The organism is Actinomyces gerencseriae DSM 6844, from assembly GCF_000429265.1.
Classification (GTDB): domain Bacteria; phylum Actinomycetota; class Actinomycetes; order Actinomycetales; family Actinomycetaceae; genus Actinomyces; species Actinomyces gerencseriae.
This window is the reverse complement of sequence record NZ_KE386873.1, coordinates 219,600-243,223: the sequence shown is the minus strand read 5'-3', so window position 1 is coordinate 243,223 and position 23,624 is coordinate 219,600. Positions and strand designations below refer to the sequence as shown.

20 protein-coding genes and 1 pseudogene are annotated in these 23,624 nt (G+C 73.1%); 10 read left to right on the top strand and 11 right to left on the bottom strand.

The features are described 5' to 3' along the window. Positions 1-126: 126 nt before the first annotated feature. From G448_RS16880 to G448_RS16875, 3 genes are read right to left on the bottom strand one after another with little or no spacing between them, the layout of a single operon-like run. Positions 127-1,062, bottom strand: coding sequence for a uroporphyrinogen-III synthase (locus G448_RS16880; RefSeq protein ID WP_084436820.1), 936 nt, complete (start codon positions 1,060-1,062; stop codon positions 127-129). Then, complete coding sequence (hemC, locus tag G448_RS0114165) at positions 1,059-2,117, bottom strand: hydroxymethylbilane synthase (protein ID WP_026408513.1); 1,059 nt, start codon at positions 2,115-2,117, stop codon at positions 1,059-1,061. The genes G448_RS16880 and hemC overlap by 4 nt, the downstream gene beginning before the upstream one ends. Beyond that, complete coding sequence (locus G448_RS16875; protein WP_051269117.1) at positions 2,114-3,946, bottom strand: protoporphyrinogen/coproporphyrinogen oxidase; 1,833 nt, start codon at positions 3,944-3,946, stop codon at positions 2,114-2,116. Before G448_RS16875 ends, hemC begins: the two co-directional genes overlap by 4 nt. 446 nt (positions 3,947-4,392) lie before the next feature. Between G448_RS16875 and G448_RS0114155 the strand changes: the two genes are divergently transcribed. Both G448_RS0114155 and G448_RS0114150 read left to right on the top strand, forming a co-directional pair. Continuing rightward, complete coding sequence (locus tag G448_RS0114155; protein WP_026408512.1) at positions 4,393-4,845, top strand: hypothetical protein; 453 nt, start codon at positions 4,393-4,395, stop codon at positions 4,843-4,845. Positions 4,846-4,994: 149 nt separating this feature from the next. Next, positions 4,995-7,535, top strand: a complete 2,541-nt coding sequence (locus G448_RS0114150) for a GDSL-type esterase/lipase family protein (protein ID WP_245572364.1) — start codon at positions 4,995-4,997, stop codon at positions 7,533-7,535. Positions 7,536-7,731: 196 nt separating this feature from the next. Here the strand turns inward: G448_RS0114150 and G448_RS0114145 are convergent, their stop codons facing one another. Next, positions 7,732-9,033 carry a uroporphyrinogen decarboxylase gene (locus tag G448_RS0114145; protein WP_026408510.1) on the bottom strand — a complete coding sequence of 434 codons (1,302 nt, stop codon included), beginning with the start codon at positions 9,031-9,033 and terminating at the stop codon, positions 7,732-7,734. 241 nt (positions 9,034-9,274) lie between these two features. Between G448_RS0114145 and G448_RS16870 the strand changes: the two genes are divergently transcribed. The 4 genes from G448_RS16870 (at position 9,275) to G448_RS0114125 (ending at position 13,649) form a co-directional block, all read left to right on the top strand. Then, entirely contained in the window at positions 9,275-10,909 is a 1,635-nt protein-coding gene (locus G448_RS16870) for a glutamyl-tRNA reductase (RefSeq protein ID WP_084436818.1), read from the top strand. Continuing rightward, a complete protein-coding gene (locus G448_RS0114135; protein WP_026408509.1) occupies positions 10,906-12,486 on the top strand; it encodes a ferrochelatase in 1,581 nt (526 codons plus the stop codon). Before G448_RS16870 ends, G448_RS0114135 begins: the two co-directional genes overlap by 4 nt. Next, positions 12,486-13,292 carry a hydrogen peroxide-dependent heme synthase gene (hemQ, locus tag G448_RS0114130; protein WP_026408508.1) on the top strand — a complete coding sequence of 269 codons (807 nt, stop codon included), beginning with the start codon at positions 12,486-12,488 and terminating at the stop codon, positions 13,290-13,292. The genes G448_RS0114135 and hemQ overlap by 1 nt, the downstream gene beginning before the upstream one ends. Positions 13,293-13,364: 72 nt before the next feature. Beyond that, positions 13,365-13,649: a putative quinol monooxygenase gene (locus G448_RS0114125; RefSeq protein WP_026408507.1), complete on the top strand. Its 285-nt coding sequence runs from the start codon at positions 13,365-13,367 to the stop codon at positions 13,647-13,649. A gap of 251 nt (positions 13,650-13,900) precedes the next feature. Here G448_RS0114125 and G448_RS0114120 read toward each other — a convergent pair whose 3' ends face one another. Further along, entirely contained in the window at positions 13,901-14,287 is a 387-nt protein-coding gene (locus G448_RS0114120) for a hypothetical protein (protein ID WP_026408506.1), read from the bottom strand. A 50-nt stretch (positions 14,288-14,337) separates the two neighbouring features. Further along, positions 14,338-14,952, bottom strand: coding sequence for a TetR/AcrR family transcriptional regulator (locus tag G448_RS0114115; protein WP_026408505.1), 615 nt, complete (start codon positions 14,950-14,952; stop codon positions 14,338-14,340). 38 nt (positions 14,953-14,990) lie between these two features. Here G448_RS0114115 and G448_RS0114110 point away from each other — a divergent pair. Continuing rightward, positions 14,991-16,007, top strand: a pseudogene (locus G448_RS0114110) (alpha-amylase family glycosyl hydrolase); the annotation flags it as partial. A gap of 188 nt (positions 16,008-16,195) precedes the next feature. On the opposite strand, the gene G448_RS17885 reads toward G448_RS0114110, so the two are convergent. After that, on the bottom strand, positions 16,196-17,392 hold the full coding sequence (locus G448_RS17885) for a GlxA family transcriptional regulator (protein WP_026408503.1): 1,197 nt from the start codon (positions 17,390-17,392) through the stop codon (positions 16,196-16,198). 182 nt (positions 17,393-17,574) lie between these two features. Between G448_RS17885 and G448_RS0114100 the strand changes: the two genes are divergently transcribed. Both G448_RS0114100 and G448_RS0114095 read left to right on the top strand, forming a co-directional pair. Then, positions 17,575-18,219, top strand: coding sequence for an isochorismatase family protein (locus tag G448_RS0114100; protein ID WP_026408502.1), 645 nt, complete (start codon positions 17,575-17,577; stop codon positions 18,217-18,219). A 102-nt stretch (positions 18,220-18,321) separates the two neighbouring features. Then, a complete protein-coding gene (locus G448_RS0114095; RefSeq protein WP_026408501.1) occupies positions 18,322-18,834 on the top strand; it encodes a VOC family protein in 513 nt (170 codons plus the stop codon). A gap of 393 nt (positions 18,835-19,227) precedes the next feature. On the opposite strand, the gene G448_RS0114090 is transcribed toward G448_RS0114095, so the two are convergent. From G448_RS0114090 to G448_RS0114075, 4 genes are all read right to left on the bottom strand, one after another. Then, a complete protein-coding gene (locus G448_RS0114090) occupies positions 19,228-19,728 on the bottom strand; it encodes an NUDIX hydrolase (protein WP_026408500.1) in 501 nt (166 codons plus the stop codon). A 40-nt stretch (positions 19,729-19,768) separates the two neighbouring features. Further along, positions 19,769-21,868 (bottom strand): ferrous iron transporter B, encoded by a 2,100-nt coding sequence (gene feoB / locus G448_RS0114085; RefSeq protein ID WP_026408499.1) that lies wholly within the window; start codon positions 21,866-21,868, stop codon positions 19,769-19,771. Beyond that, entirely contained in the window at positions 21,865-22,293 is a 429-nt protein-coding gene (locus G448_RS16865; protein WP_034495482.1) for a FeoA family protein, read from the bottom strand. Before G448_RS16865 ends, feoB begins: the two co-directional genes overlap by 4 nt. A gap of 322 nt (positions 22,294-22,615) precedes the next feature. Beyond that, positions 22,616-23,152, bottom strand: coding sequence for a NifU family protein (locus G448_RS0114075; protein WP_026408498.1), 537 nt, complete (start codon positions 23,150-23,152; stop codon positions 22,616-22,618). A 56-nt stretch (positions 23,153-23,208) separates the two neighbouring features. On the opposite strand from G448_RS0114075, the gene G448_RS18320 reads away from it, so the two are divergent. After that, positions 23,209-23,349, top strand: coding sequence for a hypothetical protein (locus tag G448_RS18320; protein ID WP_156911062.1), 141 nt, complete (start codon positions 23,209-23,211; stop codon positions 23,347-23,349). Positions 23,350-23,624 lie beyond the last annotated feature (275 nt).

The window sequence follows — 23,624 nt, the reverse complement described above, 5'->3', positions numbered from 1 at the left end:
GGGTGATCTGGTTGCGTTACCGGTGGCGGGCGCGCAAGGGGCCGGTGGGCGGTTCGTGCGTCCGAGGCGGGTCGTTCTCGTGCGGGGCCGGTTGCGGCGCGGGCGGCGGGTGACGCTCGGGGGAGTTCAGGGGAACAGTGCGGCGATGGCGGCGGCGCGAACGCCGGGCGGGGTGGGGGAGGCGGCGACGGCGTCCACGACGAAACCGGCCTCGCCGGCGGACGCGGCTGTCGGGCGCCCGAGCGCCACCACTCGTGTGGAGACCGGCGGCGGTCCGACCAGCTCGGCCAGCGCTCGGCTGGAGGAGCCGGCCGTGAGCACGACGGCGTCGAAAACCCCGTCCGACCAGCGCTGGGCGAAGCCGTCGGGCAGCTCCGCGGGACTCAGCGATTCCATCGTGTAGACCGGCACCGCATCCACCTCCCAGCCGACCTCGGTCAGCCCGTCGACCAGGGTGGTGCTGCGCAGCGCGGAGCCCGGCAGCAGGATCCGTCTCGCCGCTCCGGCGGCGCCCGGTGCCGGACCGTTCGACAGGGGAGTGAGTTCCAGGAGGGCGGCCGAGGAGCCCCCTGCCACGAGGTCGGCCCGGCGCCCGATGACCCGTGCGACGCGGCGAGCGGTGGCGGGGCCGACGACCGCCAGGCCCGTACCGGTCGGAAGCCCCGTCAGGTCGACGTAGTCGAGTGCGCGTGGCGAGGACACGATGAGCCAGGCGTAGGCGCCCGTCGCCAGCGCCGCCTCCGCGCGGGCGCGCGGCTCGGACGGCCCGGCGATGGCGCGGGTCGCCTCGATCGTGTCGACCTCGGCTCCCGCGGCGCGCAGTGCGGCGGCCAGCGCGTCCTCGTCCTTGACCCGCGGAAGCAGAATGCGGCGGCCGTCCAGCGGGCCGCCGCGTCCCGTGGGAGAGGCGGAGGCTACGCCGCTCGGGGCTCCGGCGGCCCGGGAGGAGCCCGTGGGGCTGGCGGCCTCGGACGAGGCAGGGACCGTGGGCTCGGAGGACGAGTTGGGACCAGCGGGGCTGGCGGCCTGGGGCGAGGCGGGGCCCGCGGCTGGGCCGGTCACCGCAGGTCCCCCCTGGTCGGAGTGCCCGCCCGCAGATCCGCGACCGACGCGGCGCCCGCCGCGAGCAGGGCCTGCGCGACGCGTTCGCCCAGCGCCCCGGCCTCGTCCAGGTGCGCCATCGCCGACTCGCGCACCACGGTGCGCCCGTCGAGCGAGGCCACCACCGCCTCCAGACGCAGGGTGTCGCCGCCCGCCACGGCCGGCGCGGCCAGGACGCCCACCGGTGCGGCGCATCCCGCTCCGAGTCGGGCCAGCACCGCGCGCTCGGCAGTGACGGCCGCGCGGGTGCCGGGGCTGTCGATGTGGGTCAGGACCTGCGCCAGCTCGGGGTCCTCCCGCTCCAGGTCCTCACGGGTCTCCACGGCGAGTGCGCCCTGGCCCGCGGCCGGCACCATGACGGAGGGCCCCGTTCCCGTGCCGGCCGGCAGGATCTCGCTGACATGACCGCCCAGCTCGAGGCGCCGCAGACCCGCCAGTGCGAGGACGACGCCGTCGAGGTCCGGCTCGCGCGCCGCTCCCATCGGACCGTCCTCCCGCACTCCCCTCCCGAGGACCCGCGACAAGCGCGTGGGCACGTTGCCGCGCATCGGCACGATCCGCAGGTCCGGGCGGGCGGCCAGCAGCTGGGCGGCCCGCCGCGGCGACCCCGTCCCGATGCGCGCCCCGGGCGCCAGCTCGGACAGGCGCCTCCCGTCCGCACCGCCCACTGTGCACAGGGCGTCGCGCGGATCCTCGCGCAGCGGCGCAGCGGCGATGCGCAGCCCTGGCACGGGCGCCGTGGGCAGGTCCTTGAAGGAGTGGACCGCCAGGTCGCAGTCGCCGTCGAGCAGCGCCTCGCGCAGTGCCGTCGCGAATGCCCCGATGCCTCCGAGCCGCGTCAGCGCACTCGGGTCCACGTCGCCCTGGGTGCGGATCTCGACGATCTTGACGGCGAGATCGAGGCCGAGCTCCGCCGCTCGCTGCGCGATCATGTGGGCGACGAGCCCGGACTGGGTGATGGCGAGCGCCGAGCCGCGCGTGCCGAGTCTGACGGTCCTGGCCGCGGGTTCTGTCACAGGTGTCTCCTTCCAACGAGAGGCGCCGGGGCGGCGGGGGTCATGAGGGGCGCGTGCAGGCTACCCGCGCCGCCGGCGGTCACGGCACCGGCCTGGCGACGGGCGTCCTCGACGACGGCGGCGACCCCCGTGCCGGCCACCCACGCCCCCGTGAGCGCGAGCCCCGGCAGCGACCGGACCCGGGAGCGCAGGCGCAGGACGCGCTCGCGGTGCTCGGAGGTGGCCGGTGGCAGTGCGTCGTCCCACCGCACCAGTGCCGAGTCGATGACGTCGGACGGGTCGATCCGCACGCCGGTCAGGGCCCGGACGTCGGCCAGCGCGAGATCCAGGTCCACCTCGGGGCGCGATTCGCCGAGGCGCCCGTAGGAGAGGCGCAGCGCATGAGCGTCCGGGCCGTGCAGGGCGGCCAGCTCCGTCCCGATCCACGGCCATTTCACATTCAGGTGCGACAGGGCCTTGGCGCGCACCGGGCGATCCCCGCCGGCGTTCGCCACCAGCAGGCCCGAGCCCATCGGCGCGCCCGCCAGCTCCGGGGCGCGCACCGCCAGCATGAAGCGGGCGATCGGGGCGCCGATCGGTGCCGTCGGGTCCGTGCGGCACCGGCCCTCGCCAGAGCCTCCAGGGCCTCCGAGAACTCCGGGGCCGTCGCGGAGTCCTTCGCCCCCCTCCGCGCCATCCACGGCGCCGGCGCCGGCGAGCAGCCGCAGAGCGGCGGGCGCCGAGCATGCCAGCACGACTCGGGGCGCGCGCACGATGCGGACGGGACCGATGGGGACCGGCTCGTCCGAGGGGGTCGCGCCACGACCCGTGGGGGCGACGGCCACGTCCCAGGGGATCACGCCGCCGTCCTCCACGCCGACGGGTGCGCCGCCGGGCTCGTCGGCGCGCAGACCGGTGGCGGGCTCGCCGACGGCGGGTCGCAGCCACTGCGCGCCCGTGCGCGTGAGCACATCGCCCCCCGCGGCCTCGACTGAGGAGCGCAGGGCGTCGGTCAGGCGCGTGAGCCCGCCCGCGGTCGTCGCGTCCGCCGTGCTCCGGCCCCGCCCGCGGGCGCGCCGCCGCTCCAGGGCCTCGCCGACCGCGGCCTGCAGGGAGCCGAGCCGGGCGGTGGCCTCTCGCAGCCCCGGCAGGACCGCGTCCGCGGCGAGCACCGCCGGGTCCCTGGAGTAGATGCCCGAGACGATGGGGCTCACGAGGCGGTCGAGCGCGCCGTCGCCCATGCGCGTGCGCACGAAGGACGCCAGGTCCGTCGGGTCGCCGGGGCGAGTGCCGGCATCTCCCAGGCGAGAGTCTCGGGCGGCCCGCTCGGCGGCCGCTGCGCCGATGATGGCGACGACGTCGTCGGCGAGGGGGCGGGCGGGGATCCCGAGGAGGGCATCGCGGACGAAGCGGTGCAGTCTCCACCCGCGGGCGGGGTCGTCGTCGGGGACCGGCTCGCCCGGGCCCGGGGGCAGGAAGAGCCCGGCCCCGCCGCCCGCGGGGCCGACGATCTCCAGGCCGAGGGCGTCGACCATGCTCGTGACGGCGTCGCCCCGTACGGCGAAGCCCTCCGCCCCCAGGTCCACGCGCACCCCGGCGAGCACGCCCGCGGCGACGAGCCCGCCGGTGTAGCCGCGGGCCTCGACCACGAGCGGCCGCAGTCCCGCGCGGGTCAGTTCCCAGGCCGCCGTCAGGCCGGCGACGCCGCCGCCGACGACGAGCGCATCCCGGTGCTGGACGGACGTCCCGGCGGTCGGGTGGTCGGAGCGCCGGGACGGTGCCGAACCGATCTCGGCGCGGGTTGTGACCGATCGCGGCGATGCGCCGGGGGAGTCAGGGTGAGGCGTCATGATCGTCCTGTGCATGGAATGTGCAGAATGTGCAGAATGTGCGAGATGTGCGGAACGCGCATGGAACCCGGGCGTGGAACGGTCCCGAAGCGGTTGAGGACGTCGCGGGCGTCCTCAACCGGAGACTGTACCGGTGCCATTGCGAGGGCCGGGCACACAATGGGCGGCGGCGCTGACGACGCGCTGGGGACCCGCTGAGAATACGCTGTCGGAGGCGTGCCGATACGGGCATTGACGCTGCGTAGTCGGTTCGTTAGTTTTCAGGGGTGAGTTCCCTGACTCCTGATAATTCCGCCTACCATGACGACGAATCGCTTCCCGACGATGCGCCCAGGAGCGCGGTTTCCGCGTCTGCGGCGGTCTCTGCCCCTCCGCCGTTCCCGGCGCCCCCGGTGCTGTCGGCCCCCCTGGCCCCTCGCGCGGGCGGAAGACCGTCGCGCAGGCGTGTGCTGGGGTGCCTGCTGGGCGGTGCGGCTGTCGCGGCGGGGGGCGCCTGCTGGATGTACGGCCCCACGGGGTACTTCGCCGAGGACGCGGTCAAGCTGCGGGCGCTGAAGGCCGACCCGATGGCCTCGACGGTGCTCCTGGGTCTGCAGGCCTTCGGGATCGAGGAGTCCGAGCCGAGCGGCTGGTTCTCGACCGAGTGCACCTCGTCGATGTGCCTGGTCCGCTGCTTCCGCGACGAGGGGTCCACCTCGAAGGACCTCATGAGTCGCCTGGCGGCCTACGCCCAGGAGCAGGGGTGGACCGCCGATCCGGACCTTCTGCCCTCATTGTGGACCGGTAGCAGGCCCGGTCCCCTGAAGGGCAGCAGGATTCGTCTCTCGATCACTCGGTACCCGGAGGCCCCGTCGTCGGATCCGCTCTACACGCTCGTCCTGGTCGAGCTCCTCTATTAGCGGCAGCGGCGAGGGCGGGGTCGGTCGCCGACGTCGTCCCCTTCTGCCTCCCATAGCCTCCCATTCGTCTCCTCCGCTCCTGTTGGTCCTCTCGTCCTCGCTGCTCCTCGTTCGCTCCTGCCGCTCCCGCCGCCCCTGAAAGGTCCCTGATGAACATCATGAAACGCGCGCGTCCCCTCCCGGTGCTCCCCCTCGTCCTGTCGGCTCCCGCTCTCCTGAGCCTCCTGGGCCTTCTGAGCCTGAGCATTCTGAGTCCGCCCCCGCTCCAGGCGCCGGCGCAGGCGGTGGATGCCGGGCAGCAGGACGTGACGCTGAACGTCGCCCTGCTCGGGGACTCCTACTCGGCCGGCAGCGGCGCCGGGGACTACGAGGCCGAGGACCCGGACGATCCGGGCGGCAAGGCGTACCGCAGTCGCAATAGCTGGGCGCATCATTACGTGGACTGGCTCAACGAGCGGGGCGCGCACGCGACTCTGACGAATCTCGCTCACAGCAGCAGCACGACCGGCGACGTCATCAATGAGCAGATCGGCGAGATGCCGTCCGACACCGACCTGGTGATGCTCACGATCGGCGGCAACGACGTGCACTTCCCGGACATCGTGAAGCGGTGCTTCATGGTCGGACTCCGCAGCGCATCGGGCTGCCGGGAGACCGTCCAGACGGCCGACAGCCGTCTGGAGAGCGAGGCCGTCGAGGGCGGCGTGGCCGTGCCGAGCGTGAGGTCGCAGACCCGGAGCATCCTGGAGAAGCTCGACGCCAAGCTGGCCGACGGCGCGCAGGTGGTGCTGGTCGGCTACCCGTATCTGTCCATGGGCAGCAAGGAGTACGTGCTCGCCGGCGCGGGCGGGGCGAGCTACGGCGCCGGAACGGGGGTGCGAAGCCTGAGCGAGAGGGCCAGGGAGTCCCAGTCCGCCCTCGTGGACGAGTGGAACACCGCGCACTCGAGCACCCTGAAGGTCACCTACATCGATTCCACGATGACCGCCTTCTCCGGTCATGAGCCCGATCCGTTGGCCGCCGGACGGAACGAGTACCGATGGATCAACGAGTTCCTGGAGACCGAGGGGTCCCTGGACGAGGACGGGAGGACCGCGTCGCATGCCAGCCTCGACTCCAGCATGTTCTACCGCCCCAATAAGATCGGTCACGAGCGGATCGCCGAGCTGATCGAGGACGAGGTGGGCGTGCCCGGCAACGCCAGGCCCGTCGCGCCCGCCAGTGCGGGTCTCGATGTGGTCTTCGCGGTGAGCGGCGCGGGCTCGATGGGAGACGACGTGGCCGCCATGCGCACCAATATGCGCTCTATCGCCGAGAGGGCCGCGGCGTCCTCATCCTCCTGCCGCTTCGCCCTGGTGTCCTACGCGGGCCGTTCCCAGGACGATCCGAACGGCCGGCCGGCGCGCACCGACGTGGACTTCACCTCCGACGCGACCGCCATCGAGAACGGACTGGACGCCCTGGCCCTCGAAAGCGACGGCGCATCCGGGGCACCCGGTGATTCCGGCACGCCGGGCGCTGGGAGCACGCCGGGCGATTCCGCCTCCCGGGGCGACTCCGCCTCCCGGGGCGCTGCGAGCACGCCGGACGCATCCGGCGCCGCGAGCGCCCCCGTCTACTCGGGCATCATGGAGGCCGTGGGGCTGGACTGGCGGTCCGGGGTGAGGAAGGAGGTGGTCGTCATCGGGGACCGCCCGGCCGCCGACCCCGAGCCCGGCACCGGTGACACCGCGGCCTCGGTGGCCCATGCCGCCTACGCGGCCGATCCGGTCCGCATCCACGCCATCGACACCTCCGGCGCCGCGGGCCCGGGAGCCTCCGATTTCTCCGAGTCCTTCAGAACCCTGGCGTCCGCGGGCGGCAGCGGCGTGGTGGACGCGGCGGACGTGGTGGACTCCGCCTCCCCCGATGGGCTGCCCGACCTGATCGGCGATGCCCTGACGGCCGAGCAGTCCAAGCCCTTCGCCTGGATCCAGGGGGACTACGTCATCCGGGCCGGTGACCCGCTGACCATCGACGCGGCGGCGTCCTACGCCACGAGCGGCCGGATCGTCTCCTACGAGTGGGACTTCGACGGCGACGGCGCCTTCGACCAGACCACCACCGCGCCCAAGGTCGAGCACGTCTTCGCCGACGAGCTCGACGGCGTCGTCGGGGTGCGCGCGACTCAGTCGGATGGGCGGAGCTCGACGGCCACCGCCTCGATCATGGTGACCGATGACGGCGACCAGACCCCGAGGGAGTCGGACAACTGCCCCGACGTCTACAACTGGGGGCAGACCGACTACGACTCCGATGGCATCGGGGACGAGTGCGACCCCGCCCCCGGCCTCCCCACCCAGGATGAGGCCGGCGTCGGTGAGGTCGCCGGCGGTGCGCAGCCGCCCGCGCCCACGGCCGATCCCGCTGCTCCCATTAGCGCCGCGCCCGCGGCCGATTCGGCGGGCGCCGTGCCAGATCCGGCCGATGCCGCATCCGACGGGGCCTCCGGCGTGCTGGGCGAGTCCGGGGGTCGTGGGACCCCGGCCATCGTCCCGCCCACCGCCACCCCGAGCACCGCGGGGGGACCCGCCGCGCTCGCCCGCACGGGTCTCGGAGCCTCCGCCGCGGTCCCGATCGCCGCGGCCCTGGCGGTCGTCGTCAGCGCCGCCGTCGCGCTGCATGTCCGTCGTCGTAGCCGAGTCGAATAGCCATACCGCTCGCTACGCCGAGATCGGTCGAGTTCCGCATCGAGATCGGTTCAGTTCCGGCTCGAGATCGATCCGACGGCGCCGCGTCCGGCTACAGGAATCACGAGTCGGGCATTCCGGGACGAGTCGGACGACGCCGTCGTCGGCCTCGCGCCGAAATGCCCGACTCGTCGCGGCCGGAGCGCGCCGCCCCGTCCTAGCCGGAGCGCGCCGCCCCGTCCCAGCCGGCGAGCGCGACGCGCTCCCACTCCTCCGAGCCGTGCACGCGGGCCACCGCGCGGGTGAGCACATCCGGATCCGTGCTCGGCGGCACGCCGTGGCCGAGGTTGACGACGTGGCCGTCGGCGGCGCGCCCCGCCTCCAGGCAGGCGTCGATGGCGGGCGCCAGGATCTCCCAGGGGGCGGCCAGGAGGGCCGGGTCGAGGTTGCCCTGGACGACGACCGGTCCTCGGCGCCGGTGCGGGTGCCGCTCGGCGAACCGCCCCCCGTCGGCGGCGCGCAGCTCGTCGATGGCCCAGGTCAGGTCCGTGCGGTCGTCGATCCCGACGGCGCACCCGCCGTCGGCCCCCGCGCCCCGCATGTCCGTCAGGATGCGAGCCGTGCCCGTGCCGAAGTGGAGCAGCGGGACGCTCCCGCCGGTGGTGGGCGAGACGGCCTCACGAGCGATTCCCAGCGCCAGCGCGGAGTAGGGAGCCGCCCGTTCGCGGTAATCCGCGGGCGATAGGGCCCCTGCCCAGGAGTCGAAGAGCTGGGCGGCGCTGGCCCCGGCTCGGATCTGGGCGGCGATGAAGGCTCCGGTCACCCGGGCGCACCAGGTCATGAGCCTCTCCCAGGCGGCGGGGTCGGCGTGCATGAGGGTGCGCGCCGCCAGGTGGTCCCGGCTCGGGCGGCCCTCGACGAGGTAGGCGGCCAGAGTGAAGGGAGCCCCGCAGAAGCCGATGAGAGGAGTCCACGCGGCCCGTCCGCGCGACTCGGCGAGCCCGGCGCGGGCGCGTTCGTCGAGCGCCTCGCGGTCGCCCGGTGCGCCGGGGGCGCCGAGCTCGGCGACGGCGATGCGCACGCCGGCCTCGACGGCGAGCGCGCCCGCGCGTCCGGCGGCGTCGGCGCCGTAGCGGTGGTCGGTCAGCCGGGCGACGTCGTCGGGAGTGCGCACCGGGTCGTCGATGACGGGGCCCACCCCCGGCTCGATCCGCACCGCCAGGCCGGCCAGGCGCAACGGCACCATGATGTCGGAGAAGAAGACGGCGGCGTCCACCCCATGGCGGCGCACGGGCTGGAGCGTGATCTCGGCCGCGAGCTCGGGGGTGAGGCAGGCGTCGAGCATGTCGAGCCCGGTGCGCTCGCGCAGGGCCCGGTACTCCGGCAGGCTCCGCCCCGCCTGGCGCATGAACCACACGGGCGTGCGCGCGGGACGCCCGCCCCCGAGCGCTTCGAGCAGGGCGGGCATCGCGTCGGCGGCGAGCCCGTCCCCGCTCGAATTTGGTGAGGAATCCATCATGAAATCATCCTGAATACGTTCGAGGCGACACCCCGTATTGTCGTTGAATGCTAGCCGATGCTATTTCGGCGACGCATCCTCGGCGATCCCGCCGGGGCGCGGGATGCCAGTAAGGGCAACGGGAACAATGATGGGACACGTTGTCGCGAAATAATTCTGACACCCTGTCCCGATGCTCCGGCCCCTATCGCGGGTGTCAAGTGGAGTCCCGCCGCCGACGGGTGCTTGACTGGCGCTCACTGTGACTATTCATCTTCTCTCCGCCGATCATCGCGCTCAGGGCCTGGCGGCAGTCTCCCGCCTGGGAGGCGTCTCCGCCCGCCTCGGGCCCGACCTGCTCCGCGCCGTCCGGGGCCTCGACGGCGCCCTCGTCCTGGGCACCTGCAACCGTCTGGCGATCCTCCTGGACGCCCCCGACGATCTGCCGGCCGAGACCCTGCGCGACGACGTGACCGCCTTCCTCGCCGAGCGATCGGGATCCGATCGGCCCGTGCGCCTGAGCCTCTGGTCGGGCCGGGCCGCGCACTACGAGCTCTTCGCCACTGCGGCCGGCCTGGAGTCGATGGTCGTCGGCGAGCGCGAGATCGCCGGCCAGCTCCGCCGCGCCCTGATCCTCGCCACCGCCGAGGGCACCGTCACCGGCGCCCTGACCCGCGTCGTCGAGCACGCCTCGGCCGCCTCGCGGCACGTGGCCGCCAGGACCGCGCTGGCCGGCGCCGGGCGCAGCGTCGTCGCCGTCGGCCTGGAGATCGCCGCGCGGCACCTGCCGCCGCAGGGCGTGCGCGCGCTCATCGTCGGCACGGGCGCCTACGCCGGTGCCACCGTCACCGCTCTGCGCAACCGCGGGATTCACGATATCGAGGTCCACTCCCGCTCCGACCGCGCCCGGGACTTCGCCGCCGGGCACTGCGTGCGCGCCGTCGACGGGGCCGGCCTGCGGCGCTCGCTCGCGCTGGCCGACCTCGTCATCACCTGCCGGGGGCTGGGCGCTCCCGTCCTGACCCGCGAGCTGGTGTCGTCGGCCGTGCGCCCGGCCGCGCATCGCGGCGCAGGGAGCGTCGCGGCCGGGGGGAGTCCCGGGCTCGGGCATCGGCTTGAGCCCGGCGGAGGCGCAGCGGCCGACGGGGGACCCCTGGTCGTGCTCGATCTCGCCTTGAGCCGCGACGTCGAGCGGTCCGTCGGCGCCCTGCCCGGCGTCCTGCTCATCGATCTGCCCAGCGTGCAGCGCGCCGTGCCCGACGTCGAGGCCGGCCAGGTCGAGGCGGCGCGGCGGATCATCGCCCGGGAGGTCGCGAGCTTCGAGCGGATGCGGGCCGGACGCCGCATGGACCCGGTCGTGCGACGGCTGCGCGGTGGCGTCGAGGCCGTCGTCGAGGAGGAGGTCGCCCGCCTGCACGTCGCGGACGGACGCGTCGACGCCGAGGAGGCCGCACGCGCCCTGCACCATCTGGCCGCTCGTCTTCTGCACCACCCCACCGTCGCCGCGCGCGCCGCCGGGGAGGACGGTCGCGAGCGGGAGTACCTCGAGGCCCTTGAGGTCGTGCTCGGCCCGCGGATCGCGTCGGGGCTGCGCGCCGACGGCGGGCCGCCCGCGGCCTGCCCCGCCCACGAGGGGGCCCGGGAGGCGCGGGACCCGGGCGTCGAGCGCGGGGCCGCCGACCTCCCGACGATCCCGACCCGGCGGGGACGGGCGTCCGCGGCGGACGCCGCCGACCAGGAGGGCCGGACGTCGACCGGGGCCTTCGAGGGACCGGTCGCCGATTCGCCCGCGCCGGCCCCCGACCCGCTCCCGGGGGCGCTCGCCGAGCGGTTCGCGGCACCGGATGGCCCGGAGGGGCCCGCCAGGATCCCCGCGTTTTCGGGAGGGCGCTCATGAGCGATCCACTGGCCCCCTACGACGCCGTCCTGCTGCTGTCCTACGGCGGCCCGCAGGGCCCCGACGACGTCCTGCCCTTCATGCGCAACGCCACCGCCGGCCGGGGCGTGCCCGACTCCCGCCTTCTGGAGGTCTCGGGCCACTACGGCCGCTTCAACGGCGTCTCGCCGATCAACGCCCGCAACGCCGAGCTCCTGGAAGCCCTGCGCACCGAGCTCGCCGCCCGCGGTTCGCGCCTGCCGGTGGCCATCGGCAATCGCAACTGGCACCCCTTCGTCTCCGAGGCCCTGCGCGCCCTGGCCGACGGCGGGGCGCGCCGCGTCCTGGCGATCACGACCTCCGCCTACGCCTCCTACTCGGGCTGCCGCCAGTACCGCGAGGATGTGGCCGGTGCGCTGGCCCTGCTCGCCGAGGGCGCGGACGGGGCGACCGGGCGGGGCGCCGAGGCCGACGCCGCCGCGCGGGTCGGCGGTGCCGGCGGGGCGCCGGTGGGACTCGTGGTGGACAAGACCCGCCCCTTCTACAACACCGAGGGCATGCTCCGGGCCAACGTCGACGCCATCGCCGAGGCCTACGGGCGGCTCGTCGGTCGGGGCGTCGCCCCGGAGGGCATCAGACTGGTCCTGGTCACCCATTCCGTGCCCGAGTCCATGGAGCGGCTCTCGTCGCCCGGTCCCGGTGAGGTTCGGGACGGCGGCCCGGGGCGCGCCGGGGCCGGGGGTGTCCCCGAGGGGGCCGCTCATCCGGGCGACGACGCCGGGGGGCGACCGGGGAGCCCGTCCGGGAGCGCCGGGGGTTCGGCGGACTGTCCGCGACGGGCGGGCTGCGCTGACGGCGATCGGGGGCGATCGGCCCGGACGGCCCGCCCGGTCCCGCCCCCGGAGCCGGGCGTGGCCGCGGACCTGTCCACGGAGATCTCCTACGTGGAGCAGCACCGTCGCCTCATCGAGGTCCTCCTGCCCGCCCTGACCGACCGCCTCGGCCTGGAGGGGGCGCCCGATCACGATCTCGTCTTCTGCTCGCGCTCCGGACCGCCGCAGGCCCGCTGGCTCGAGCCGGACGTCAACGACCACCTGGAGGCCCTCGTGGCCGGGCGCCTGACCGACGGCGCGCCGGTGGCCGCGCCCGCGGGCGTCGTCGTCGCGCCCATCGGGTTCGTGGCCGACCACATGGAGGTCGTCTTCGACCTCGACACCGAGGCCGCGGACACCGCCGCCCGCCTGGGTCTGCCCTACGTGCGGGCCGCGACCGCCGGCACGCACCCGGCCCTGGTGTCCTCGCTGGGGGACATCCTCGCGGAGCGCGCCGCCGCGGCGCGGGGCGAGGAGACCCGCCCGGCGTCGACCACCGGCACCGGTCCCTTCCACACCGTGTGCCCGCCCCAGTGCTGTCGCGCGGAGACCCGCTCCGCGCGCGGTCACGGGACCGGCGGCTCGGGCGCGGGAGGCCATCCGGTCCCCGGCCCCGGGGCCCGCTCCGCCCACGGGATCGGCCCGACCGCGAAATCCCTCCCGTCAGCGCCCGCCAGGCCGCATACTGCTCACGACACTGCTCTTGCCGACGAAGGAAGCCTGTGATGACGAATCACGACAGCCCCCAGCCCACTGCCGAGCCCGGCCGGGATGACTCCCGCCTGCATCGGTTCGAGGACGAGGAGCGCCGCCCCCACCGCGACCCGCGGGACGCCACCGACGTCGATCTGGACGCCGTCAACAATCGCCTCCACTACGCCCTCTACGCCGTCTACTGCCTCGTGGCGCCGCTGCCCGCCCTGGAGGACACCCGCCGTCGGCTGGTCGGGGAGTCGAACTACTTCGTCGACCAGTCCGAGGTCACCACCCGCGGCTGGTACGACGTCTCCGGGTTCCGCTCCGACGCCGACCTCATGATCTGGTGGCTCGACGACGACCCCGAGAAGCTCCAGGACGCCAGCCACCGGCTGCGCGCCAGCGCTCTGGGCCGTTACCTGGAGCCCGTGTGGTCCTGCATGGGCCTGCACACCCCGGCCGAGTTCAACCGCAAGCACATCCCCGCCTGCCTCGGCGGCGTCGCCCCGCGCGACTGGTGCATGGTGTACCCGTTCGTGCGCAGCTACGACTGGTACCTGCTCCCCGATGAGGAGCGCTCGCGCATCATGGCCGCGCACGGCCGCAACGGCTTCTCGAAGTACCCGGATGTCAAGGGCTCGACGCTCGCGGCCTTCGGCATGAGCGACTACGAGTGGGTCCTCGCCTTCGAGGCCGACACCCTGGACCGGCTGGAGGGAGTCATCCACCACCAGCGCTACACCGAGGCCCGACTCCACGTGCGCCAGGACACGCCCTTCTACACCGGCTCCCGCGTGAGCCCGCGCGAGTGGGCGGAGCGCCAGCCGCGGGCCTGACCCGATCCTCGATAGCATGGGGCCGCGTCATGACGGTCGGAGGGCCGCCGACGGACCGGATCGAGGAGTTCCATGATCACCATCGTTGCCACTTTCGCAGTTCCCGAGGCCAATCGTGAGCGCTTCGTCGAGCTCGGTCGCCGCCTGGTCGCCGGCAGCCTCGCCGAGGTCGGCAACGTCTCCTACCAGTTCGTCGTCTCCCGCGAGGACGCCGGTGCCTTCGCTTTCGTCGAGGGCTGGGCCGACGCCGCCGCCATCGATGCCCACAACGCCTCCGAGCACTTCACCACCCTCATCCCCCGGCTGGTCGAGCTCTCCGACGAGGCCCCGGTCATCACCCAGTACGAGGAGGTCTGAGACCGATCGTCTCCTGTTGCCCCTTTTCCGCCGAGCCTGGTCCGGTGTCGCCGCGACCAGTACCACGCGAGGGCTGAGAGCGATTGCGCGTCTCGGGGCCGAGGTGCTGCCGCTTCGAACGGCCCGCGCCCGTTTGAAGCGGCCGGACGGAGCGGGAGCATCTCTCGAGCCGGAACCGGACCGATCTCGGCACGGAACCGGACCGATCTCGGCACGGAACTGAACCGATCTCGGTGAAGGTCGGCACGGGGTCAGGGGCGTTGGATGGAGGAGTCGTCGCTGACACGGGCCACTGCCACGCCATTGCGCAGGGCGATGGTCTCGACGGCGGTGAGGGCGTGCGCGGCCTGGCTCCAGGGGAAGGCCATGTAGATGAGGCGGGTGCCGATGCTGTAGTCGGCCAGGCGATCCTCGATATCGGGATCGGTGTCCAGCTCCTCATCGGTCGGGGCGTCCGGTCCATTCATGTTCGGGAACTGCTGGTGTATGTCCGCGTAGAAGGCCTGGAGCTCGGGGGTGGTCACTGCCGGGTCGGAGTAGGAGTGGTTCTCGGACCAGGTGGCCTGCTCCACCCACCAGGCGGGGAAGTCCGCGTCGGAGACGGCTGCGGGATCGAAGACCAGGACATCGTAACTCATGTCACAAGGCTACCGGCACGGGCGCATCGGGGCTCGTTGAGCGGCCCCGCTCAGGCGCGCCAATCGCCCAGCGCCCCCTCCAGGCAGCCCAGCGCCGCATCGACCAGGCTGTGCCGCTGCTCGGCCGGGCAGCCGGCTCGCACCCACCGCAGGCAGGCGTCGTCGAGGAATCCCAGGTAGCCCCAGAGGGCGAACTCGTCGCGGTACCCGTGACTGCCGCCGACGACGTCGGCCAGCGCCTCGACCGCCGACTCTCGGGCCGCCTGACGCACCTGGGCGGCCTCGCCCGGCTCGTGCCCGGCCAGGATCTGGTAGGCCATCCAGCCGGGGGAGCGCTCCGCGATGAAGTCCAGGTAGGTCAGGATCGAGGCGCGCACCCGGTCGCGCGCCGAGGAGCCGGCCGGCAGGGCGTCGGCGGCCCGTCTGGTCCGCTCGGCGAGCTCGTCGGCGGCTCGCTGGAGGACCTGGGCGTAGGTGCCGGCCTTGTTGGCGAAGTACTTGTGCACCAGGGCCTCGGAGGCCTGCGCTTCCTCGGCGATCTCGGCCAGCGAGACCTCCTCGTACGGGCGGCTCGCGAAGGCGCGGCTCGCGGCGGACAGGATGAGCTCGCGGCGCTCGGCGGGATCCATGCGCAGGCGCGGACGCCTGTCGGTGCGTGGCGGCATCTTGACATGCTAGCGGGTCCAGCGGCATCCTTGGAGGCATGGCTAGTGAGTCACTTGGAATAAGCTGTTCTGCAGCCCCCGACTGGACCGACCGCGTCATCTGGTGGCAGGTCTATCCCCTCGGCGCCACCGGCGCCCCCATCCGCCCCGCGCCCGGCGACCCGCTGGCGGAGAGCGGGCCCTGTCGCACGGGCGCCCCCGCTCGCCTGGACCGCCTGGAGCCCTGGCTCGACTACGCCGTCGAGCTCGGTGCCAACGGCCTGTCGCTCGGCCCCGTCTTCGCCTCCTCCACCCACGGCTACGACACCACCGACCACCTGCGCATCGACCCCCGCCTGGGCGACGACGCCGCCTTCGACCGCCTCGCCGAGGCCTGCCGCGCCCGCGGCCTTGCCCTCATGCTCGACGGCGTCCTCGGGCACGTCGGCACCGAGCACCCGCTCTTCCGGGCGGCCCGCGCCGGGGGAGGGGAGCGGGGCCTCTTCCGCTTCGACGACGCGGCCGGCGGGGAGAGCGGTGGGCGGGCCGGCCCCGGCTACGCCACCTTCGAGGGGCACGAGTCGCTGGCCGCCCTCAACCACGGCTCGCCGGAGGTCCGCGACCTGGCCGTGCGGATCCTGACCCACTGGCTCGACCGCGGCGCGAGCGCCTGGAGACTGGACGCCGCCTACGGCATCGACCCCGCCTTCTGGGCGAGCGTCCTGCCCGCCGTGCGCGAGCGCCACCCCGACGCCTGGTTCATGGGCGAGGTCATCCACGGCGACTACGCCGGCTTCGTGGCCGCCTCCACCGTTGACACCGTCACCCAGTACGAGCTGTGGAAGGCGATCTGGAGCTCGCTGGCCGACGTCAACTTCTACGAGCTCGACTGGTGCCTGAGGCGTCACAACGAGTTCATGGCGGCCTTCACCCCGGCCACCTTCGTCGGCAACCACGACGTCACCCGCGTCGCCAGCCGCATCGGGGGCGCCAAGGCGGCCCTCGCCGTCGTCCTGCTCATGACCGTGGGTGGCGTGCCCAGCGTCTACTACGGGGACGAGCAGGCCTTCCGCGGGGTCAAGACCGAGACCCTCGGCGGCGACGACGAGGTCCGCCCCGCCCTGCCGGCCGCCCCGGCCGACCTGGCCCCGTACGGCGCCTGGATGCTGCGTCTCCACCAGGACCTCATCGGGTTGCGGCGGCGCCACCCCTGGCTCGTGCGGGCCCGCACCGAGGTCACGTCCCTGGACAACCCGCGGCTCGCCTACGACGCCGTGGGGGAGCGGGGGGAGAGGCTGCACGTGAGCCTCGGCCTGGAGCCGACGCCCCGGGCCGAGGTGCGGGCGCCGGACGAGGCTCCGCTCGTCGTCGAGCCGCCCGTGGAGTGATCCCGTCCGCCGGCGGGGTCGGGAGAAGCGGCGCGGAAGCGGCGTCGGTAGGCCGACGGCGTCGTGCCGAGCGCCCGGGCGAAGGCCTGCCGCATGGTGACGGCGCTGCCGAAGCCGCAGGCCGGGGCCACCTGCTCGACCGCCAGATCCGTGCTCTCCAGGAGGCGCTGCGCCTCGCGCACCCGCTGGGCGCGCACCCAGGCCGCCGGCGCGGCGCCGGTCGCCTCCCGGAAGGCGCGGATGAAGGAGCGGGTGCTCATCCGCGCCGTCCTCGCCAGCCGCTCCACCGGCAGCGGCTCGTCCAGGTGCTCCAGCGCCCAGGCCGCCGTGCGGCCGATCGGGGCGTCGTCGGCGTGCCGCGGCACCGGCCGCTCGATGTACTGGGCCTGTCCGCCCTCGCGATGCGGTGCGATGACGAGCTGGCGCGCGACCTTGTTGGCGGCCTGCGCGCCCAGACGCGTGCGCACCAGGTGGAGGCAGGCGTCCAGGCCCGACGCCGCACCCGCCGAGGTCAGGACGTCGCCGTGGTCGACGTACAGGACCGACTCGTCCAGCGCGATCTCCGGGTACTCGCGCGCCAGCGGCTCGAAGGCCCGCCAGTGCGTCACCGCCCGGCGCTCGCCGATGAGGCCTGCCTCGGCCAGCGGGATCGCCCCCAGGCACAGGCCGACGACGCTCGCGCCCCGGGCGTGCGCCGCCTTCAGCAGTGAGCGCAGGCGTCGTCCCGCGGGACGCCCGTCTGCGAACCACGCCGGGACCACGACGACGTCGGCCTCCCCCGCCAGGTCCGGACCGCCCAGGCCGCTGAGGACGTAGCCCTCCGAGGTGCGGATGGAGGCGGAGGGAGGCGAGGCCGCCGGGGTTGCCGGGTCCGACGGTTGCGCCGGGTCGGTGCGGTCCGTGCACGCGGAGTCCGTCGAGTCCCCAGTGGATGGCGCCGGCTCGAGGTCGGTGGTGAACAGCGAGACCCGCCAGTTGGCCAGACCCAGCCGGCTCACGGTGCCGAAGACCATCTGGGGGATCGACAGATGGAACATGGTGACGCCGTCGAAGGCGTGGACGGCGATGCGCATACGGCCTCCCCGAACGGTCCCGGTTCGACTCGGAGTCCGACAGGTGCTGGGCGCGCACCGAGCCGATTGGCGTGAATTCATCGGTGAATAGCATATGCGCCACTGGTGGGTGGCGGTCCGTTCGCACATCCTGGGCGGGACGATGCAACCACCGCGCCGACGCGCGCTCCTCTGGAGACACCGTGACTGATCTCGATGAACTAGTCCGAACCGTCCCTCGCCGGGCGCTTGTCCTCGTCGATGTGCAGAACGAGTACGCCCACCTGCCGCTGCGCATCCGCCACCCGCGCCTGAGCGACTGCCTGGAGCGGATCGAGCGGGCACTCGACGCCGCCGAGCACGCCGGACTCCCGGTGGCCTGCGTGCAGCACGCCGGCCCGCCCGGCGGCGCGATCCTCGCCCCCGGCGGGAAGGGCTTCGAGCTCTGCCCGGGCATCGAGCGCCGGCGGACCCCGCAGTGGAAGCGCGTCGTCAAGCGCCGCGGGTCGGTCTACGCGGGAACAGACCTCGCCGCGTGGCTGCACGAGCAGGGCGTCGACACCGTGACGCTCGTCGGGTTCATGGCGAACAACTGCATCCTGGCCTCAGCGGCCTGGGGCGAGACGATCGGCCTGACGACGGAGGTGCTCTCCGACGCCGTCGGCGCCATCAACCTGCGCAACTGCGCCGGAAGGGCGGATGCCCGCACGGTGCACACCGCGCTCATGGCGCTGCTGCACTCCAACTGGGCGGCGGTGGCCACCACCGATGACTGGTGCCGGGCGCTCGGCCGCGACGAGCCGCTGCCGCGCAGCAACCTCGTCGCCTCCGCGATGATGCCGTTATGATGCCGCCCCGCTGTAGGGCCGTCGGCAGCGGTGGTGGGTAGATGGAACCGCAACTCGGATCTGTCTTGACCCTCACGTGGCGTGAGGGATGAGGCTGCGCGCATGAGCACTTTCAACGCATTCGAGATGAGCCCCGTTCCCACGCCCAGTGAGGACGCCCAACCGCCCGAGCCCTTCCGCGGCATCTACGGCATGCCGATGTTCATCACCGTCCCGACGTCGGACCTGGACGCCTCGGTCGACTTCTGGACGGAGGCACTGGGCTTCTTCACCCTGTTCAGCATTCCCGGCCGGCTCGTGCATCTGCGCCGCTGGGCCTTCCAGGACGTTCTCCTGGTGCCGGCCCCGCAGGAGCCCTCCCTGGCCTCCGTCCCCTCGATGAGCGTCAGCTTCGCCTGCGTCCTGCCCCAGATCGATGAGATCGCCAAGGCCTGCGAGCAGCGTCGGCCGGGCAGCGTCACCGGCCCGCGCGTCACCCCGTGGAACTCCTGCGAGGTCGAGGTCATCACCCCCGAGGGCGTGCGCGTCGTCCTCACCGCCGCCAGGCCCCTGGACCCCGGCAGCGAGCAGGCCGAGGGCCTGCGGCGCGTCGGCATCGAGGTGCCCGAGGCCTGACCGCCGCCTCCTCGCCCTTCTTGCGGCCGGAAACGGCGGGGGCGGGTGGTGCTTGCGACAGCCGCCCCCGCGCCTTGTCCGCCCAGGCCATGTCTGCGGCGTCCACGCGGGGCCGGGCTCGCGATCAAGGTCGTCCAGCAGCTGTGCGAGGTCGTCCTCCCGTTGCACGCGAGCGACCGCTGCGCTGATGAATCCCGACACCGATGGGGCCCTGCCCTGCTCGACCGCACGGCGAATCGAGACGACCTGCTCGTCCGGCAGGCTCACCGCAATCTTCTGAGTCATACCAGAATCATGCCGCGGTGCGGCGCCTCAGAGCGGGCCGTTGGCGGAGGCAGCGGAGACAGTGGGGCGGTCGAGTCGGTGGAGACGGTGAAGTCCTCGGAATCGCTGTCAGAACGCGGGGTGGAAGCGGGCTCCTGGTACCGGGTCGGCCAGCCAGGTCAGGCCCGCTTCGATTCGGGCGGCGCTGGAGTCCGACAGGGGCTCGGGGAGCGAGTCGGGGCGGAACCAGCCCACGTGGGTGGACTCGTCGTCGGCCACGTGAGCGCGCGCCGTCGTGCCGGGGCGGGGCCGTCCTACGAAGTTGATGTCCATGAAGACGCAGTTGTCGCCGTTGGGGAAGGAGATCGGTTGACCGGCCTCCACGCCGATGAGGGCCAGGATCTCGACGTCCACGCCGGTTTCCTCCAGGCACTCGCGCCGGATCGCCGTCGCGGGCTGCTCGCCGGGCTCGGGGATGCCGGAGACCACGGCCCACTGCCCGTTGTCGGTCCGCCGCCCCAGCAGGAGGCGGCCGGCGTCGTCGACGACGGTGATACTCACGCCGGGAAGCCACAGCTGCTCGTGGCCGATCTTCTGCCGCAGGGACACGATGAACTCGGGAGTCGCCATGCGTCGAGCCTAGACGGTCGGCTTCGCCGTCCCCGCCCGCCTACACGAGCATGGCGACGATGAACCGCGTGATCGCGGCCATGATCCAGGCGGTGACGAGCATGTAGGTGTAGGCGATGATCGGCCATTTCCAGGTGCCGGTCTCGCGGCGCATCGCGCCGGCCGTGGCCATGCACTGGAGGGCGTAGACGAAGAACACGAGGATTGCCGCGATCGTGGCGGGGCTGAACAGCTTGTCGCCGGCCTTGTTGGTCAGCGTGTCCTGCTGGTAGGTCATGGTGGCCAGGTGGGCGCTGGGCTCCTCGGGGTCCTCGGCGGCTGCGATCTGGCCGAGTGTGGCCACGAAGGTCTCGCGTGCGGCCAGTGAGGAGAGCACCGCGACGTTGATGCGCCAGTCGAAGCCGAGTGGCTCGAGGACCGGCTGGACCGCTTTGCCCCCCTTGGCGGCCCAGGAGTTGTCCATCGTGTAGGAGGTCTTCTGGGCCTCCAGCAGCTTGTCCAGCTCCTCGGGGTCGGTGACGGTCTCGCCGTCGTCGCCCTTGACGGTGGACGACGACGGCTCCTCCACCGCTGCTGCTACGGATGCGCACTCGGCGTTGGCGGCGCAGTGGGCACTGAACTGCTCCTCGGAGCGCATGGGGACGTTGAGCAGCACCCACAGGATGATGGTGGTCAGGGTGATGATCGTGCCGGCCTTCTTCACGAAGCCCTTGCAGGCGTCCCACACCATGAGCGCGACGGCGCGTGGCCGCGGCAGCCGGTAGGGCGGCATCTCCATGTAGAAGGGCAGGAGCACCCCGCCGCGGTCGGTGAGGCGCTTGACCACCCAGGCGGCCGCCATCGCGGAGACCGCGCCCAGCAGGTAGAGCGCGAACATGACGGTGCCGCGCGCTCCCAGGGGCCCGATCCTGGCGTCGCCGGGCACCATGATGGAGGTGAGCAGGACGTAGACGGGCAGGCGCGCCGAGCAGGTCATGAGCGGGGCGGCCAGCATCGTGGCCACCCGGTCCTTGGCACTGGGAAGCGTGCGGGTGGCCATGATCCCGGGGATCGCGCAGGCCAACGAGGACAGTAGCGCCACGAAGGCCCGCCCCTCCAGCCCGGCCCGGCTCATGATCTTGTCCATGAGGAAGGCCGCTCGCGACATGTACCCCACGCCCTCCAGGACGGCGATGATGAGGAACATGGTGATGATCTGGGGGATGAAGGTGAGCACCGAGCCCACGCCCCCGATGAGGCCGTCGCCCACGAGCCCGGCCAGCAGGGGGTGGGAGTCGTCGAGCCAGCCGTGCACCACGGTCCCCAGCGCTCCGAAGCCGTCCTCGATGGCTCCTTTGAAGGGCTCGGCCCAGGAGAAGATGGCCTGGAAGAAGACGTACATGATGGCGAAGAACACCAGGGAGCCCAGGACCGGGTGGAGCAGTACCCGGTCGACGGCGGCCGTGGTGCGGTCCTGCTGGGGCGCCTCGTAGTCGGCGGCGATCAGGATCGAGTCGGCCCAGGAGGCGACCTCACCGGGGTCGGTGGGCGGCGGCAGCGGCGGGTGCTGCCAGTCGGCGATCTCGGTGAGACGCTCGCGCAGATCGGGCATGCCGATGCCCCGGTTGCCGACCACCCGTACGGCCGGGATGCCCAGGGCCTGGCCCAGGGCCTCGACGTCGAGTCTCCCGGTGCGGCGGCTGAGCTCATCGGTCATGGTGACCACCAGGCAGGTGGGCAGGTCCAGGGCGAGGGCCTCGGCCACGAAGTTCAGCCCTCGCCGCAGCGTCGTGGCATCGACGACGACCACCAGGGCGTCGGGGACGGAGACGGCCTGCGAGGCGTCGGTGAGGACGTCGCGCACCACCTGCTCGTCGGGACTGATCGGGTCCAGGGAGTAGGCGCCCGGCAGGTCCTCGATCGTCAGGTCGGTCCCGCCGATCCGGCAGGTCCCCAGTGACCGGGTGACGGTGACGCCCGGGTAGTTGCCGGTCTTGGCGTGCAGGCCGGTCAGGGCGTTGTAGATGGAGGTCTTGCCGGCGTTGGGGGCTCCGGCCAGAGCGATGCGCCGAGCCCCGGCCACCAGCGTCTTGGAGCTGGAGGAACCGCAGTGGCAGTCCGGGGCGCCGGGGACCTCGTGGGCGGCGCAGTGGTCGCTCATTGACGCTGCCCCTCTCGCGCGGGCTCGGCGACCGGCTCGGTGAAGGGGACCGTCTCTCCCGTCTCCGCCTCGGCCGCTGTGGCGGACTCCGCCGCGGCCTCGACGGCGTCGTCGGCCTCGGTGATGGTCTCGACCCGGACGATGCGGGCCTCGTGGTGGCGCAGGCACAGCTCGTAGTCGGCGACGCGGTAGACGACCGGGTCGCCCAGTGGGGCGCGGCGCAACGGGGTGACGACCCTGCCGGGGACGAAGCCCAAGTTGCTCAGCCGCCTGATGATGGGGCCGCTGGCCGTGTCCTCCACAAGGCCGACCACGCGACTCGTGGTGCCCACACGCAGGTCGGAGAGGAATCTTTCCGCCGGAGGCGGGGTGCTCGTGGTGCCGGTGGAGGCCGATGTGCTGTGCTGTGAGACTGCTGTCGCCATGATGTCCTCGGATATCGTCGGAGTTCCTCGGAGTCCTGTTCCGCCCTAGGTCTCGATGCGGACGATGCGCATCGTCCACATCAGTTTAAGGTGAGGCTTCTCTATCGTCAGGCTATCTGGTCTCTCTGACACGGCTCAGGTCGATCTTGCGTCGCTCTCCGGCGCTCTGGCCGCCCCTGCCCTGACCACGGTGCACATCGAGCCCCGCAGCCTTGAACCGGGTGAACGTCGCGAAGCGCAACGGGCAACGGTGGGGCTGCGCGACATCCTCCCGGCTCGGCGAAGGAGGGGCGGGCCCGGCGCGGCGACGAGGCGATACCCCCTACCCCTCGACCCGGCGGACCTCGACCAGCCAGGGGCAGCGGCGCCGCAGCAGGTGCTCGAAGCGCGCATGCATCGTGATCTCGGCGGCCGGGCAGTCGTCGCAGGCGCCCTCCATGGAGATCTCGACGACGCCGTCGCGCACCGAGCGCACGACGAGCGAACCGCCGTGGCTGTTGACGAAGGACCCCAGTGAGCCGCTCGCGATCTGCCGGGCGGCGGACTCCAGGGCGTCGTCGGGCCCGGAGGCGCGGGCCGCCTGCCTGCCCTCCCAGGAGCCCGGGGCGCCCAGGGCGTCCACCAGCGCACTGCGCACCCGGGCCCCCTCCTGGCGCCAGCTGCGGCCGGTCCCCAGGAGGGTGAGCACCGCGCCGCCGTCGACCCGCACGGAGCTCAGGGTGCCGTCATCAATGAGGGCCTGAAGCAGAGCCGGTGCACGGGCCACCTCCCCGGTGAAGGGCAGCAGGCCGTCGGGGACGACCCACCGCAGCACGTCGGGGTCCGGCGTGGTCACCGGGTGCGTGGGAACGACGGGCACGGCTGCCCCACCCCTCCTGAACGTCCTGTCGCGTGTCCGGTCATCGTTTCAATCATATGAACACGGCGACGAGCGTGCGGGGCGCCGCCATGACCCAGGTGATGATGAGCATGCAGGTGCAGGCGATGGCCGGCTATTTCCGGGTGGCGGTGTCGCAGTGCATCGCTGCGGCCGTGGACATGCACTGGAGGGCGTAGGCGAAGAGCACGAGGATCGCGACGACGGTGGACGGATTGAACAGCCGCACGAAGGACCGAGCCCATCCTCTGGCCATGGCCCCTGGGAGGGCTCCCGTCGCCGCCCGTGGTCGCCACCGCCCAGTGGGGCCACTGGGCGGTCACCACCCGCCCCCACTCCGGAATTCGGGAGTCGCCATGCGTTGAGCCTAGAGGAGAGAGGCCTCGATGGGGGATGGTCCCGGCATGTTGCCGGGTCCTCCGGGAGGACCGGGGTGAGTACGGAATGGCGAGCA

What these genes read in the sequence shown, in the direction of transcription:
- hemQ (WP_026408508.1), top strand. Translation starts at nt 12,486, where the DNA reads ATGACGAATCACGACAGCCCCCAGCCCACTGCCGAGCCCGGCCGGGAT.
- G448_RS0114135 (WP_026408509.1), top strand. Translation starts at nt 10,906, where the DNA reads ATGAGCGATCCACTGGCCCCCTACGACGCCGTCCTGCTGCTGTCCTAC.
- G448_RS0114095 (WP_026408501.1), top strand. Translation starts at nt 18,322, where the DNA reads ATGAGCACTTTCAACGCATTCGAGATGAGCCCCGTTCCCACGCCCAGT.
- G448_RS17885 (WP_026408503.1), bottom strand. Translation starts at nt 17,392, where the DNA reads ATGCGCATCGCCGTCCACGCCTTCGACGGCGTCACCATGTTCCATCTG.
- G448_RS16865 (WP_034495482.1), bottom strand. Translation starts at nt 22,293, where the DNA reads ATGGCGACAGCAGTCTCACAGCACAGCACATCGGCCTCCACCGGCACC.
- G448_RS0114120 (WP_026408506.1), bottom strand. Translation starts at nt 14,287, where the DNA reads ATGAGTTACGATGTCCTGGTCTTCGATCCCGCAGCCGTCTCCGACGCG.
- G448_RS18320 (WP_156911062.1), top strand. Translation starts at nt 23,209, where the DNA reads ATGAACACGGCGACGAGCGTGCGGGGCGCCGCCATGACCCAGGTGATG.
- feoB (WP_026408499.1), bottom strand. Translation starts at nt 21,868, where the DNA reads ATGAGCGACCACTGCGCCGCCCACGAGGTCCCCGGCGCCCCGGACTGC.
- G448_RS0114125 (WP_026408507.1), top strand. Translation starts at nt 13,365, where the DNA reads ATGATCACCATCGTTGCCACTTTCGCAGTTCCCGAGGCCAATCGTGAG.
- G448_RS0114090 (WP_026408500.1), bottom strand. Translation starts at nt 19,728, where the DNA reads ATGGCGACTCCCGAGTTCATCGTGTCCCTGCGGCAGAAGATCGGCCAC.
- G448_RS16875 (WP_051269117.1), bottom strand. Translation starts at nt 3,946, where the DNA reads ATGACGCCTCACCCTGACTCCCCCGGCGCATCGCCGCGATCGGTCACA.
- G448_RS0114145 (WP_026408510.1), bottom strand. Translation starts at nt 9,033, where the DNA reads ATGATGGATTCCTCACCAAATTCGAGCGGGGACGGGCTCGCCGCCGAC.
- G448_RS0114150 (WP_245572364.1), top strand. Translation starts at nt 4,995, where the DNA reads ATGAACATCATGAAACGCGCGCGTCCCCTCCCGGTGCTCCCCCTCGTC.
- G448_RS0114115 (WP_026408505.1), bottom strand. Translation starts at nt 14,952, where the DNA reads ATGCCGCCACGCACCGACAGGCGTCCGCGCCTGCGCATGGATCCCGCC.